The 15913-nt window shown below is 43.3% G+C and carries 10 protein-coding genes; 1 reads left to right on the top strand and 9 read right to left on the bottom strand.

Going from position 1 to position 15913, the window contains the following annotated elements:
• Nucleotides 1-168 precede the first annotated feature (168 nt).
• Nucleotides 169-1260, bottom strand: a complete 1092-nt coding sequence (locus BUB99_RS02140) for an endo-1,4-beta-xylanase (protein WP_245816776.1) — start codon at nt 1258-1260, stop codon at nt 169-171.
• A 9-nt stretch (nt 1261-1269) separates the two neighbouring features.
• Entirely contained in the window at nt 1270-2082 is an 813-nt protein-coding gene (locus BUB99_RS02145) for an SDR family oxidoreductase (RefSeq protein WP_073119028.1), read from the bottom strand.
• A gap of 278 nt (nt 2083-2360) precedes the next feature.
• Here BUB99_RS02145 and BUB99_RS02150 point away from each other — a divergent pair, with 278 nt between their 5' ends.
• The gene (locus BUB99_RS02150; RefSeq protein ID WP_073119029.1) at nt 2361-4034 is read left to right on the top strand and encodes an SGNH/GDSL hydrolase family protein; all 1674 of its coding nucleotides are present in this window, start codon (nt 2361-2363) and stop codon (nt 4032-4034) included.
• Here the strand turns inward: BUB99_RS02150 and BUB99_RS02155 are convergent.
• From BUB99_RS02155 to BUB99_RS02180, 7 genes are all read right to left on the bottom strand, one after another.
• Nucleotides 4007-4366: a hypothetical protein gene (locus tag BUB99_RS02155; RefSeq protein WP_073119031.1), complete on the bottom strand. Its 360-nt coding sequence runs from the start codon at nt 4364-4366 to the stop codon at nt 4007-4009. The two genes, BUB99_RS02150 and BUB99_RS02155, sit on opposite strands and share 28 nt — an antisense overlap.
• Nucleotides 4366-4515, bottom strand: a complete 150-nt coding sequence (locus BUB99_RS20530) for a DUF5989 family protein (protein WP_221407478.1) — start codon at nt 4513-4515, stop codon at nt 4366-4368. Before BUB99_RS20530 ends, BUB99_RS02155 begins: the two co-directional genes overlap by 1 nt.
• Nucleotides 4516-6315: a carbamoyltransferase family protein gene (locus tag BUB99_RS02160; protein WP_073119033.1), complete on the bottom strand. Its 1800-nt coding sequence runs from the start codon at nt 6313-6315 to the stop codon at nt 4516-4518.
• Between the two features lie 4 nt (nt 6316-6319).
• Nucleotides 6320-7624, bottom strand: coding sequence for a glycosyl hydrolase family 8 (locus tag BUB99_RS02165; RefSeq protein WP_084190297.1), 1305 nt, complete (start codon nt 7622-7624; stop codon nt 6320-6322).
• An 11-nt stretch (nt 7625-7635) separates the two neighbouring features.
• Entirely contained in the window at nt 7636-10605 is a 2970-nt protein-coding gene (locus BUB99_RS02170; protein ID WP_073119037.1) for a glycosyl hydrolase 115 family protein, read from the bottom strand.
• A 185-nt stretch (nt 10606-10790) separates the two neighbouring features.
• Nucleotides 10791-12722 carry a RagB/SusD family nutrient uptake outer membrane protein gene (locus BUB99_RS02175; protein WP_073119039.1) on the bottom strand — a complete coding sequence of 644 codons (1932 nt, stop codon included), beginning with the start codon at nt 12720-12722 and terminating at the stop codon, nt 10791-10793.
• Between the two features lie 11 nt (nt 12723-12733).
• Nucleotides 12734-15859: a SusC/RagA family TonB-linked outer membrane protein gene (locus tag BUB99_RS02180; protein ID WP_073119040.1), complete on the bottom strand. Its 3126-nt coding sequence runs from the start codon at nt 15857-15859 to the stop codon at nt 12734-12736.
• Nucleotides 15860-15913: the final 54 nt, after the last annotated feature.

Here is a 15913-nt window from a genome sequence, read left to right on the forward strand (position 1 = left end):
ATGATTTTAAAGAAATATTTTAAAGATTCTCATTTAATCAAAACCATACGATCACAAAAAACGCAAGCCCTGACCTAGAGTCTATCTCTACATCAGGGCTTGCGTTCTACATCCTAAGTCTTGGTTCTGGAGTCTTGGTTCTGGAGTCTTGGTTCTGGAGTCTTGGTTCTAGAACTTCACTACTTCCCAATATACCTCTTTCGGTTCGTTGTTTTGATCGAAAAGCAAAGGATAGTCTTTGCGATCTGGTACTGGAAAGTGATCCAACCAACTGTACTGATCTGATACATTCCAGAAAGTCACAGAGGACAGCTTCTCTTTGTTCTCTCTAAAGACACGAAATATCATATCGTATTGAACGATCTGTTTTTGTTTCAATTCGTCCGTAAAGGTATCATCATCATCGGCACGTTTGTCACGTGGAGCGTGCTCTTTAGGGTAAATTGATACATCTAGCTCCGTGATTTGCACTTGCAATCCCATACCTGTAAAACGATCAATAGTCGCTCTCAAAGTAGACTCACTTGGTTCGTACACCGACCAGTGTCCCTGAATACCTACCCCATCGATCGGCACACCTGCTTCTTGCAATCCCTTGACCATCTTATAAATCTTCTCTCGTTTGACTGGGTTGATCACCTCATAGTCGTTGTAAAACAACTGTACATCTGGATCTGCCGCTCTAGCGAACTCGAATGCCTTAGCGATGAACTCCTCTCCACAGATCTGGTACCATTTGGAGTCTCTGTAAAACACATCAGACTGATCAGAGATGGCTTCATTGACCACATCCCATGCATAGATCACGTCCTTGTAGCGCGTCACCACGTCGGTGATGTGTCGCTCCAGTCGCTCGTACAACACCTCTTTACTCACGTCATTGCCCAGCGAATCCACGAACAACCAGTCTGGTGCTTGATTGTGCCAGAGCAAAGCGTGTCCACGTAGCTTCATATTATTGGCCTTAGCAAATGCTGCTATCTCATCAGCAGGTGCCCAATTGTACTTATCTTCCTTCGGGTGGATCGGCCCTGACTTCATCACGTTCTCAGGTGTCATGCTCACGAAGTTGTCCTTGATCAACTGCGCTTGTTTGCCCTTGAGTGCCCTAGGAGACACGGCTACCCCTATCGGGAAATAGTCCTTGTAATAGGTACTCAACCCCAAATCTTCACTTACTTCCGATTGTTTGTCCTGACTCGGACTACACGCCAACAGCAGTGCCGACACTACTAGTATTTTCAAATCTACTTTCATCATATTCTATTGTTACACCCCACTAAATGCACTAAAACCACCATCTACTGGCAACACCACTCCAGTCACAAAAGTAGCAGACTCGGAGCACAAAAACTGAACTGCCCCGTTCAATTCTGTAATCTCACCAAACCGTCCCATAGGCGTCTTGGCTATCACTTTTTCGCTGCGGTCTGTGAGGCTTCCGTCTTCGTTGAGCAGCAATTTTCTATTTTGATCCCCGATAAAAAAGCCTGGTGCGATGGCGTTGACACGTACTTTGTCTCCATAGCGTCTCGCCATCTCAGCAGCCATCCATTGGGTGAAGGAATTGACACCTGTCTTGGCTACCGAGTAGCTCATCACTCGCGTGATAGCCGTATAAGTCGCCATGGATGAGATATTGATGATCGAACCAGCGCCTTGCGCCGCGATAGCTTCTCCAAAGATCAAACTTGGATAGATTGAGCCCTTGAGATTGACGTCCATCGCATAGTCGATTTCGCCCAAGTCTAGATCAAAGATCTGCTGATCCTCCTTTTGGGTCGCTCCGGGGACATTACCCCCAGCTGCATTGATGAGTACATCTATCCGACCAAACTGATCCATGATCTGCTGCTTGGCGGATTGAAGACTTTCCGTATTCATGACATCACAGGAGATACCTACTACATCTGAGTTTATAGGGGTAAGTTGCGCCACCTGCGCCTCCAATTTATCCTGACTCCTACTAATGAGTACCACCTTGGCTCCCTCTTGAGCAAAATGCTGCGCCATACTACCTCCTAGCACTCCCGAGCCTCCGGTAATGACCACCACTTTGTCTTGTACACTAAAATTTGTCATTGAATATTAATTATGAGTTGGGTTATCGGATGCCATATTCCCCTATTGTTAACCCGCTTATTTTCTAACATAATCAGTCAATAGTGGTGATAATAAAATGAACACCGCACTAGTCTCTAATTCAGAAGTAACCCAATATCGCTCCCTATAACTTTTTACCTACTTAAATCTCAACAAAGAAAGCACTTATCACCAACTCACGCAACCGATTGCGTAGATTAATTACTATATTTCCACTTTGACGTAAATACAAGAACAACACATTCAAATACGCAGCATTGACTAAAGAAGCACTTTATAAACTCATCACTGTTTCACTTCCCATTGTACTCCTACTCCTACTAGAAGGAGCTTTAAGAATTACTGGATATGGTCAGAATTATGCACTATTCAACCAAGTGAGTATAGAAGGAAGACCTGACTACCTAGAGATGAATCCTGCAATTGCCAAAAAATACTTTAAAGACAAAGGCTTTCACTCAGACAATCAATTTGACTTATTTCTCAAAACTAAAACAGACAGTACATACAGGGTATTTGTACAGGGTGCTTCGACGACTGTAGGATTCCCTTATTATCACGGAGGGGCATTTCCTAGAATGCTCAAACATAGATTGTCTCAGACCTTTCCTGAAAAGAACATAGAAGTCGTCAATACGGGCATCACTGCTGTAAACTCCTATACACTGTGGGATCTAACCGATCGAATCATAGATCAAAAGCCAGACTTGATCATCATCTATGCTGGTCACAATGAATACTACGGCGCTTTAGGAACTGGATCATCCAGATCACTGGGTCGCCAACCTACCTTGGTCAGAACTTATCTATACCTGAAAGATTTTCGCTTTTTTCAGTTACTAGAGAATACCATGTCAAGCCTCATAAACCATGAAGCCAACCCTTCCAAAATAGGCGAAACAACCCTCATGGAAGTGATGGCAAAAGAACAGCGCATCCCACTCCAATCCGAAAGCTACCAAACAGGCATAGATCAATTCGAAAGCAACATGGACAGGATACTAGCCAAATACAAGAAAAATAATATCCCTGTCATCCTCTCCACTCTCGTATCCAATGAAAAAGACATCAAACCCTTTATTAGTGACAGTCTGGAAAATGAAGAGGAGCTGATCCATGACCTTAAAAACTCAAGCCTATCTGCTGCCACCAAAAAAGCACAAAACAACGCACTGGCTGCTTATTTACTTGGGCAATATTATCTCGAATACCATATAGATTCAGCACAGAAGTACCTCCACCTAGCCAAAGAATTAGACCTTTTGAGGTTTCGTGCTCCTGACGATATCAACCGTACAATCCTTCGTTTAGGACAAAAGCACGATTACCCGCTAGTCGATATGGAAAAAGTATTTCTGACACATTCTCCCAAGAAAGTCATCGGCGATGAACTGATGATGGAACATGTCCATCCTAATGTCCAAGGCTACTTCCTGATGGCAGACGCCTTCTATGAAAAAATGAAAAAGTTGAATCATGTGAGTAACAATTGGCCAACCTACATCAGTTACGATGAAGCGATTTTGGATCTCCCAATCACAGCGATTGACTCAATCAAGGGAAAATACGTGACCGATAATCTAAAGAAATCATGGCCGTACAATCTAAAAATGGCGGGATCCCGTGCCCTGATGCCCTATTCTTTAGAAAATGCATCTTATGAAGAGAAAATGGTACTGAATCTAATCAACAATCGATCAACATGGAAAGAGGCCATGACACAATCCTACGAAATGTACAAGCGGAAGGGTGATTACAAACAAGCACTCAAAGTAGCCCAATCATTGATTTTGGAATATCCTGAAACAGCTAAATTGTATCGCTCCGCGGGTGAAATGTGTATAAAGCTCAACCAGCCAGACAAAGCCAATTACTACTTTCAGAAGTATGCTTTTCTGTCAGATCACCAAGGTCTTTCGATATCCTTCTGACTGAATAGATGATTTCGTGTATAAAAATGAGAATTTCCTTTCTTCTTTTTCAGTATATGATTGCTCCCTGTCAATCTCTGAAAAAAGGATACAGGGACGAGAAAAAAATAAAAGATGACAAACATGGTCACATAGTTCATGACCACTCCTAAATAGCGAGAGAAGATCAGCCAAACTCTACCAATTACAAGGGTTAATCTTTTAGAAATCAAGGCTAAAGTCAACAAACCAATTGACAAATACACCAACCAACCAATCTCCAACCACAGCGAAGCAACAAGCGATGCTAAAGCGAGTACTACGATAGTTTCCAGTGCTGTTTCCCTATTCATCAAAACAATGTATAAATGAATGGCGCCAATGCAGTACCACTGGCAAAAAAAATCAGAACCCCGAACAACAAGAAAATAATAAAGAGCGGCACTAGCCACCACTTTTTTCTTTCCTTGAGAAAGAGGAAGAACTCTCTAATAAACTCCATCTATTTTTCGATTATATAATTTTCCAACACCAATATATCCATACCAGATTTCTCAAAACAACGAAACGCATCCTCTGGGGAATTGACGATGGGTTCATCTTTGATATTAAAACTCGTATTGATCAGTACGCCCGTGCCCGTCAATTGCTTGAATGACTGAACCAAGCGCCAAAACGCAGGGTTTAATTCTTTTTTCACCACTTGAACCCTCGCTGAAAAATCGACATGCGTGACAGCAGGCAGGCTCGACTTTCTCAATTTACGCTTTTCCTCCAAACTATATTCATAAAAATCTTTCGGCAGGACTTCCCTCAATGACTCTTTGACCATGCTGGTAAAAAGCATATAGTAAGAGTGTTTGCTAAGATCAAAATACGCCTCATAATCCTCCTCGCATACCACTGGGGCAAACGGTCGAAAACCTTCTCTGAACTTGATTTTCATATTCAGATTGTACTGCATATCTGGGTCAGTAGCATCTGCCAAAATACTTCTGTTGCCCAAAGCTCTAGGGCCAAATTCGGTTCTACCTCTAAACCAACCCACGACTTTCTTATCTGCGATGTATTGTGCGGTGACTTTGGTAAGCTCTTCCGTACGCTCAAAATATTGGTATTTGTATTGATGCTTTCGCAAAAGTCGTTCGATGTACTGATTGCTATACCGAGACCCTAGATAGACATCAAAAGGCTTCTCTGATCCATGAAAGCATCTATCCTTGCTGAGATACGATGCAGCCAATGCCGCACCCAAAGCCCCGCCAGCATCCCCAGCAGCTGGCTGCACATAGATATCATCAAAAACCTTCTCTGCAAACAAAACCGAATTAGCCACGCAGTTCAGTGCTACCCCTCCTGCCAAACAGAGATTGCTTTCGCCTGTTTCTTGTTTTACATGCTTCATCAACTTGAGCAACACTTCTTCTGTGACCTTTTGTGCAGCCATAGCCAAATCAGCATGGGTTTGATCCAACGCTTCTTCTGGCAACCTTCTTTTCACCCCGAACAGCTTTTGCCATTTTTTCGGGTTCACCATTCGCAAACCCACGGAATATTCAAAATAAGCGCTATTCAATTTGATCGAGCCGTCAGGTTTGATATCTACTAGATTTTCTCGAATGAGATGGATAAAATCCAACACACGCTCTGAGTTAGGATTTCCATAAGGAGCCAGCCCCATCATTTTGTACTCACCAGCATTCACCTCGAAACCCAAGAAATAGGTAAATGAAGAATAAAGCAAACCTACAGAATCAGGAAAATGCAGCTCTCCTCGCACCTCAACACCCCTTTCTCCACATGCGACACCATAGGAAGTCGTCACCCATTCGCCTACACCATCTACAGTCAGATAGGCGCTTCGATCAAATGGAGAAGTATAAAAAGCACTAGCGGCATGTGAGAGATGATGCTCCGAAAAATGAATCGGTATCTTGATTGTTTTGGTTTGGGCCAATGCCTTAAGCCGTTTTCTAATGACCTGCTTCATGAAAAGCTTTTCCTTGAGCCATACAGGCATTGCCATGGCAAAAGACCTGAAACCTCTGGGAGCAAAAGCGTAGTAGGTTTCCAACAGTCTTTCAAACTTCAAATAAGGTTTGTCATAAAAGACGATTTGATCAATATCATCGACAACAAGCCCTGCTTCGTGAAGACAATAGGCTATAGCCTGCTCAGGAAAAGATGCATCATTCTTAATTCTAGAAAACCTCTCTTCCTGAGCTGCATACAGTACTTTTCCGTCCTGTACTATAGCAGCAGCCGAATCATGATAATACGCAGAAATGCCTAAAATTTTCATTTCACTATTCAGCCTGCGGTGTGATGATTCGATAGTTTCCACTCAAATGCATCACGCTAAACAAGTAAAGCAGTCCATCGAAATAAGGATCAAAATAACCGTCTTCATAGGGTTCAAGTTTGGCATTCCATACTTCATCGACAAACTGCCATCCTTTGCCATGCGTGGCAGCCAAAGAAGCCGCTCCAGCAGTAGACACCAATCCCAATGAATGTCTTAGCTTTTCATAGCCTCCAGCCTGAAGAATCCATTCTGGAGTTGTCCCGTCTATATTATACTGATCGACATAGGTCTCTAAGCCTTGGCAATACAGAAAATCTTGGATACGATTGGCATACAGCTGTTGCCACTCGGCATCCTTAGCATACCAGCTGTAGTCCATCGCGATATTCATCGGTACGCGCCATGAATCATATCGAAATGCATCCCCCATTTTGCCACGGCTATGTGGCGCACCACTGAATTCGGAATAGTCAGGCGTCAAACCCGTTTTGGGATGCGTGGCTCTGTGCAGAAAAATACGCGATGTATCTGCACAAGCGCTATAAAACGTCTCATGACCATCGTTAGCATACTCAGCCCACACCTCAAAAAACGCCGGCAGATGATAGGAAGGATCAGTCCAGTCATATCCACCCTCATGAGGTACAAAATTGATTTGCTTATGCTCTACATTGAGGACGTTTTTGACTCCCTCTGTACCGTCTTTGCTCCACATCGCATCAAGAATTCTTCTTGCCTCTCCATAGTAATCTATGCCTGTTTCATTCCCCCATTGGTTGGAGGCGAAAAGCAGCGCAGTGACAAAGTAGAGTTCTCCATCCGAGGCTGAGCCTTCTGCGTTGTGCTTTCCCGTTAAGGGGTCGACACTCCACGCAAAGTAAGCATCTCTGACTCCTCCTTGATGCTGCATGTATTTGGTCGTCCAGCGCCACAGTTTATCAAAGACTTCCTTCTTGTCCAATTGCACGGCCACCATGAGTCCATACGAGAGCCCTTCAGTTCGTGCGTCCTTGTTTTTCAAATCCGACACATAGGCCAAAGAGTCCTCTACCTCAAAATATACACGATTCGGCCCTTCGAACGTGTCATAGTAAGCCTTCTCCAACTTGGCATCTATCTCCGCTTGCGAATACCCCGCCTCCAAAAAGAGATTGCGGTATTTACCCGTTTCCGAAGCTCCTTTGGTCCAAGGCTTCATCTCCCCCCGTGGATCGCTTACTCCCTTTTCACAATCCTTCGGTGCATTCACGCACCCAACCAGCAAGACTAGGGCTAGTATCAGTTTATAATTTTTAAGATCTTTCATGTCTTACCTATTTACTTCTTCACAGATTCAGGAGCACCTAAATAGCTAGCTGTATCCACGCCCTTCTTATACAAAGTGATTTTCTCCAATACCATTCCTGGATCGAGCATATAATACTTCAGCGTATGTTGACCTGCTGACAACTTTTGTTGCATGACAGACTGCTTCATGAGGTTATCTGTCACGGCATTGTTCCACCAGTCAGGATAGGTCCAGTCAGCCGCTTTGGCGTTTTCATGAAGATTCATTACCTGTAGCTTTCCCCCGTCGATGGAAATGGCATAGATCAACCCTTCGTCTTTTTGAAAATTTAGCGTTGGCGAAAACCATGTTTGCAAATCGAAAGTACCTGAATCTAATAGCACGATTTGATATTCCAAATAAGGCGTATTTTTCCCGGGTTCTTTCGTGGATGCCGTGACAGGTAGAGTCGTCACGGCCGAACCTGTGCGCCCCAAATTAGGGATCAACTCCCATGAAATACCCTTGACTTCTTTTTTACGCTGAAAGCTCGTTGCCTCCATGCTTACAATCCCTCTATTTTCCACGAATCCAGACGCTTTATTTGGCATATTGATACGTAATGGCACTTTGATCGTAAAACTCTGACTAGAAGTGCTTGATAGCAAAATCTCCCCTTCAGTCTGTCCAGCAGGGACTTTTTCCCAATCCACACTGACAAATATTTTCTCTTCATATTGAACAGATCCCTCTGTAGAGGAGAGTTTTATCCAATCATTTTTCGCTTCAAGTTTATAGTTGAGGTTTTTAGCCCCTGTATTGAAAACCTCTAAATAATAACGCTGATCATTGAGCGGATCAAAGGTCGAAAAACTATGACTATTCACCCCTCTGGCATTTCGTCCAGAACTACCTTCCCCATACTCTAAGACATAGCCCAATCCTGCACGAGTAGGCACTTGGATATAAGAAACCTCCGGCATTTTATTGACCTTCGGGTCAAACCAACTGACATGTCCCATGTGGGTTTGCTCCATGATGTGGTTCCACTTACCGTTCGCAAATTCGTTGTGCTGCTGGAGAAGGTCCGCATCTTTGAAGAAGAGTGCTTTTGTGTGGTCAGCATAATAGTTGGTCGAAGCTCTATTCTGTGTACGATACAGTTTATTTTTGGCAGCTGCCACATACATCTCATTCATGTTGGCGCATGCTTCTACAGGATACAAAACCAGTTGGTAAAAAGCATCTTGTGCTTCCTTTGGTAGTTTAGCCTTGATGCGCTGAGCTTTGATTAGCAATTCATTGTAATCCTCCACGACGGTTTCCGCTTCTCTAAAATTGGTTAGGCTATAAGTATCATGTGCTAACAACTCAGGTTTTCTCCTTGCATTGTATTTGGTATAGCGTGCTAAAATTTCTCCGATTTCCTTGGCATATTGCCCACCAAACTGAGCATCTGCCCATTGTGTATAGTACCCAGGTAGATCATTTGCTTTGATAGCTGTAGGATCCCAAGCATAATCCAAAAAGAAGTTGATCGGCAAATCCATCGGTTTCAAATCCCCCACATTGACCAACCAAATCTCATCTACACCATATTCATAAGTCAGTCGCATCTGCTCCCACACATGCTCTATCTGCACAGTATTGAGCCACTTGTAGCTCCTAGGCCCACCTACAAAATCAAAGTGGTAATACATGCCATATCCTCCTTTTCTAGGCTTGGCATCTAACGCTGGGAGTACTCTCACTTGTCCCCAATTGTCATCACAAAGCAATAGGGTCACATCATCTGGCACACGCATCCCTTTGTCATAGTACTCCTGCACTTCTTTGTACAAGGCCCAAACTTGTGGTGTTTCTTCAGCTGGCTTGCCTGTGACCTCTGCGATGATTTTACGCTGGTCGTTGACTATTTTTTCCAATAGTTCGATGTTAGTCCCTTCTCCCATGGCTTCATCACCATCCCCACGCATAGCGAGCGTCACGACTTTTTCTTGTCCTTGGGTGCGTACCATACCATCTCTCCAAAACTTTTGAAGATTTTCAGGGTTGGCATCATAGTTCCAAGCCCCCTCACCATAGCGATTCCATTCCACGTGGGCACGCATCAATGGTTCGTGGTGAGAAGTGGATAACACGATCCCCATTTCATTGGCCAATGGTGCACTCAAAGAATCATCATCCCACAATGATTTGCCCCACATAGCAGGCCACAGGTAGTTTCCTTTCATCCTCAGGATCAACTCAAAGACTTTCTCATAGAAATCATGGTTGATTCCTCCAAATCTCTCTCTCGCCCACCCTGACAATGCAGGATCTTCGTCATTGAGAAATATCCCTCTATATTTCACTTTGGGCTCGCCAGTGGTGTGTACGCCCGTTTTTACATATACATTCTCCCGAGACTGGATCGGCGCATCTGCCCACCAGTACCAAGGCGAAACGCCCATAGACTCGGACAATTCAAACATGCCGAATATCGTCCCTCTCTTGTCACTACCTACGATCACCAGCGCATTGTCGACTCCCTCCATAGGCTGCTTGACAGGTAGGATTAAAAACTGTTCCCATTTACCTTTGAGGTCTGAAATATCAATCTTCCCATTGGCTATCAACTGATCAATTAGCGTACTTTTCCCTACAGTACCTACTATCACAGCGTTTTTTGAGGTCAGCTCATCCCCAATGGTCAATTCGGCTGCTTGTCCAGAGACATGACTCAAATCTTTTTGAAACAATCCCGCAATTTTCAACACACCCGCATGATCAGAACTACTGACTAGGATAGTGGCTGGTGTTCCCTTCATGATGAGGGGAAAATGATTTTTCCCCTTTTGGGTGGTTAAGAACGATGCCTCGGGAAATGGTGTGTCAGTTGGGATGACGTTCACCTTATCAAAGTCATCGTTGCTTGCCATTTGAATGGCCCTAGCGTCCGAAGAAACAATTAACAATAGCGTAAATACACTAAAAAAGAGATTGGTCAGAAAGGTTTGATATTTTGTAATAGTAGTCATTTATCTTTCAATTAAATGGGTAATTTATTTCCACAGTCATTATCACTTCACAATATGCCACTTTTGATTGTCTTCCTAAACATAAGACGTCATCATTTTACCAGCTATCAAATATTAACAAAACACCCTCCTGAGACTTTAAATAAGAAATCAGGAGGGTGAAACACTATTTACTATTATTTATTTTATTCATACCCAGGGTTTTGGTAGTTATCCTTATATGCTTCATCTCCATCCATCCTGTCCAGCTGTCCTTGTGGTATTGGGCGCAAATACATGTAAGGCTCAATCTCTCGATTTACAGTTGCAGGAGTATCTCCTACAGTTGGCGATATCTGATAGGTTCCAGCATACTCTTCCCACTTCTGGGTACGTGCTAGATCAAACCAACGATACCCCTCCCCGAAGTATTCACGAGAACGCTCATCCAGAATATAGTTAATATCAATAGTCGCTGGAGTAGCAGCTTGCATAGCAGCACTATTATCCTCGATTCTCTCCATATCCTGAGACACATCATATCTCCACATACCTGCACGCCCTCTAATCACATTGATCAATTGTCTCGCCGTGTATATTCCTGATGCACCTTTGACAGCCGCTTCAGCAGCCACAAAATACAATTCAGAAAATTTCAAGATGTTATAAGGACGCGATGAGGATACTTTGTCATCATTGTAATCTTTTCCTTGACGATAGGGACCCAATTTCCAAAGCCCAGGAAAAACACCTCTGGAAATCTTATCTATTGGTACCACAAAATCAGCCCGTCCAGGTAAATAACCTGCCTCTGTTCCATCATTGTATGTGTCATCATAGAGAATCCCTCCTGGATCACTCGGAATAAATGAAAGCACAGGCTCATTGGGTGCTATTGGTAAAAAATTAGCTCCATAGAGTTCGGTCTCAGTGCGACTAGTGTTGTAGTTCCAAGTAGCACGATACACACTGGTGAATGTACCATCAAATCGAGAATCAGTCGTCTTATCTGCAAATGTATTGGTAAAGACACCAATTGAAGGAGCCATACGTGACCACTGACGGCTATACGCCTGCCCAGCTTGTACAGTTCTAAAGAATGCATCCACAGGACTCCAAGTCGCGGGGTCAGAACTTGCTTTGGTTATATGGAAATAACATGTTACCATCCAAACAGACTGATTCTGTGCATCACCACCATTCCAGCCAGTTACGTTACCCTCATTGTATTTGGCACTATACTCTGTATGATCAGCCCATAGCATGATTTCACTATTGCGATCGTTCTGAGCTAAGTTGACATCATAATATGTAGGTTGCAACGAATATGGCCCAGGATTGTCAATACCTGCTGTCGCTACATCATACGCTAATTGATAATACTGCGTAGCAGACATACCATCAGGATCTGTTCGATCTGTCTCGGGATACGTAGGGATGTTATTAGGATTCTCTAACCACCACGCATAGGTCAAATAGGCTTTAGACAAAATGAGTCTTGCTACGTTTTTGGTCACCCCTCCTATCACACGTGGGTTATCAGGCAAATCCTCTACTGCTTGTTCCAAATCTGGAAACACTCCTCTGGTATAAACCTCAGGCACTGTATTTCTCACAGATTTAAGACTAGGAGCTGTATTAAATTCCAATTCTCCACCTCCCAAATCTAAAGGAACACCACCAAAGGTTTGAACCAATAGAGCGTAACCATAAGCTCGAAAGAACCTTGCTTCGGCAATTAACTCATCAGGCATGGCAGCTTCTGTGCCATTGGCTATGATTGCACTGGCGGAGTTGATCGCCGAATAAGACTCGTTCCATAGCACATCAAAACGGCTATTTTGAGCATCAGGAATCCCTAAACCAGACAAATCGGCCGCCTGAAAATTCCCATCGGCCTGTGAACCATAAGTGTACTCATCCGTACCCGTTTCGGTAGCGTTATAATAATATGGCTGTCCGTAAACTCTTCTCAGATTAGCATAAAGTCCCGTCAAACCACCCACAACTCCTTCTTCTGTTTTGAAAAAGCCTGGCTCAAATCGTTCACGAGTAGTCTCTTCCAGAATGTCGTTGCACCCTGCGGTCAAAAGCAAGCCTAAAAAGGCTACTAATATTGTTTTATTAAATCTTTGCATGATTACAATCGTTAAAATGTCAGATTAATTCCGAGTAAATACGTGCGTGTAGCAGGAGCATTTGTACCAATAACTGGCAATCGCTCCTGAATATCAGTCGTCACTGCTTGATTTTCGTCCCCATAGGAGTTAGACTCAGGATCCATGCCTGATTCCTTATGGTATGGCGAGAACATCACCAATGGATTCTGTGCTGTAGCATACACTCTCAATTTGCTAATACCCGCTTTATCAAGCCAGTTACCTCCAAAATTATAACCCAAAGAGATCGTTCTAATCTTCAGATACGATGCGTCAAAGTAGGCTAAAGTACTACCATATTTGGGGTTATCCCCAGCGGTTAACCCTCCAGGTCTTGGATATTTAGCATCCGTATTTTCAGGTGTCCAGTAGTCCACATCCACGTTGTTGTGGCGACCACTCAATAGATTGAGATAACTGGATGTACCGTATAACGTGGAGATCACTGTACCTCCCTTTTTAAAAGCTCCAACGATGCTCAAGTCAATCCCTTTGTAAGACAAACGTGTATTAAAACCACCTTGCCAATCAGGATTAAAATTAAGGACCTGTCTGTCTTCAGCACCAATAGGTCTCACTGGAGTGCCATCTGAATTGTATTCCCCAGTGTACTCAACTTTAACCATCCCTGGATTGCCTCCTGGCTCTAGGATATCCATATGTTCATCTCCTTCTTGCCAAAGACCTGTCCTTTTGTAATCATATATTACATTGATCGGCTGACCTACAAACCACCAGTTACCTACATTTTCTTCTTGTCCAGAAGTCAAAGACACCAGCTCATTTCGATTGGCATAAAGGTTGAAACCTGCTTCCCATGTAAAACCATCCAGGTTGTCGATAATTACACCACTTAGAGATAGTTCAATCCCTTTATTCTCTGTCTCTCCTACGTTAGACACAAAACTTCCTACCCCCGCTGTACTTGGCAAATCAACACTTAGCAGAATATCTTTTGTATGTTGTTTGTAGTATTCAACTGTACCATTCAATCGTCCCTGAAACAATCCAAAATCTAAACCGAAATTCCAAGTTTGTGTGTACTCCCATCCTAAGTCCGTATTAGGCAACTCAGACAAAATATAACCTGTCGAATAACTTTCATCACCATTGTCACCAAAGTTATAGAACCGAGTACCTAATCTACCAAGTGTAGAATACGGGTCTATCGCCTGATTAGATGTTTCACCATATCCTACTCTTAGTTTCAGCATATTGATCTGAGAAACCCCTTGCATAAATGACTCATTAGCAATATTCCAACCCGCAGAGACAGCTGGATAAGTATGCCATTTATTACCTGGCGAGAGCCTCGACGAACCGTCTGATCTCAAAGTGGCACTAAGCATATAACGATTATCATAGGCATACATCAGACGCCCCATCCATGATCTCAACCCCCAAACGGAGTAATTTTGCTCGTCAGGGTTAATAATTATTTCCCCCTCAGCATAGCCAAGGTTATAATACTGAAAATGATCAGCAGGTAAGTCATTTGCTACGATTCGTGAGCTATTGTATTTTTCTTGTTGATTAGAATACAGAGCAAGAATATTTAATGAATGCTTCTCTGCAAATGTACGATCATAAGAAAGAATATTTTCCACAACCCAACTAGTGGTCACTGCACTACTAATAGATGCAGATGAAGGCGCATTAGGGTCCGAGGCACTGGTCACACCAATCCCCGTAAAACTTCCTCCCTGTGAATTGCGATAGTTCATCCCTAAGTTCAAGCGATATTTCAATCCTTTCACCCAAGGAGCCTCTACTTCCCCATATATGTTATTATACGTACCAAAAGTTTTGGTTTCGCTCAACCACACATCCTGTGCATCTTCGATGGATTCCTTTGTCCATACTTTATAGATATCTTGTGAAGCCTGTGAGGCTCTTTTCAAGTTTCCTTGATCATCATAGGGGCTAGACAATGGCGAAGAACCCAACGCATCGGCCACTCCTACTTGATTCCCCTCAGTTACACCATAACTGTTGTTAGACGTTAACCCGAAGCGAAAATACTCACCGACATTCTGATCTACAGCTGCACGCAACGAAAAGCGAGAATATTGATTAGTCGGCACGACTCCTTCATCCTTGTAGTAGCCCAAACCAAAGGAATAATTTCCAGTTTCAGAACCTTTGGCAACACTCACATCATGGCTCATTACTTTACCTGTTTGGTATAGCAAATCCTGCCAATCTGTATTGATATCATCAAATTCGTCTGAAGAGTTAGGATAAGTTGCCCCTCTGCCTAATTCGTCTACGGTGCGAATTGCCTCTGCTCTCATAGCCGCAAACTCCGGTCCATCCATCATCGGATAGTCTGAGAACAAAGTTTTCACACCATGAAAAGCATTATATGAAACGACCGCTTCTTGCCCTTTCCTACCTCTTTTGGTCGTTACGAGAATCACCCCATTAGCACCTCTAGAGCCGTAAATAGCCGTAGCAGAAGCATCTTTGAGAATATCGACACTCTTGATACTATTCGGGTCAATATCACTAATAGATCCAGCAAATGGTATTCCATCCAATACGACCAATGGATCATTACTAGCAGACAACGATCTTGTACCTCTAATTCTAATTTGCATCGTCGCTCCTGGTCTAGAAGAAGTCTGCGTCATGTCAACACCCGGCAATCGTCCTTGCAAGGCGTCTGTGATGTTAGCTGACGGAACCTCCCTCATTTCATCTCCGCCAATAGAAGCAACGGATCCAGTTACTGCTTCTTTCCTCTGAACAGCACCATAACCTACAACCACCACCTCTTCCAGCGCCTGAACATCTAGAGGCAAACTTACATCCACAACGGACCGACCATTTACACTGACCTCTTGCTTCAAATACCCAATAAAACTATAAATTAATGTAGCATCAGCAGGAACACTAATACTATACGCACCGTCAAAATCGGTGACAACTCCTGTCGCTGTTCCTTTAACTAGGATACTCACCCCAGGTAGTGGTTCTCCACTTCCCTCTTCAACGACTTTACCGCTTATTTTAACATCCTGCGCCACAGCGACTAGACTGCCAAAAACAAGCAAACAACTGATTGCATAAAATTTAAGCAATCGATAAGAATAGTTACTTAGTCTTGTAATCATGATTCATATAATAAAGTTTGATTTAAGTTTTACCCAAAACACACCAAAAGACCA

The sequence above is a fragment of the Reichenbachiella agariperforans genome (genome assembly GCF_900142205.1).
Taxonomy (GTDB): domain Bacteria; phylum Bacteroidota; class Bacteroidia; order Cytophagales; family Cyclobacteriaceae; genus Reichenbachiella; species Reichenbachiella agariperforans.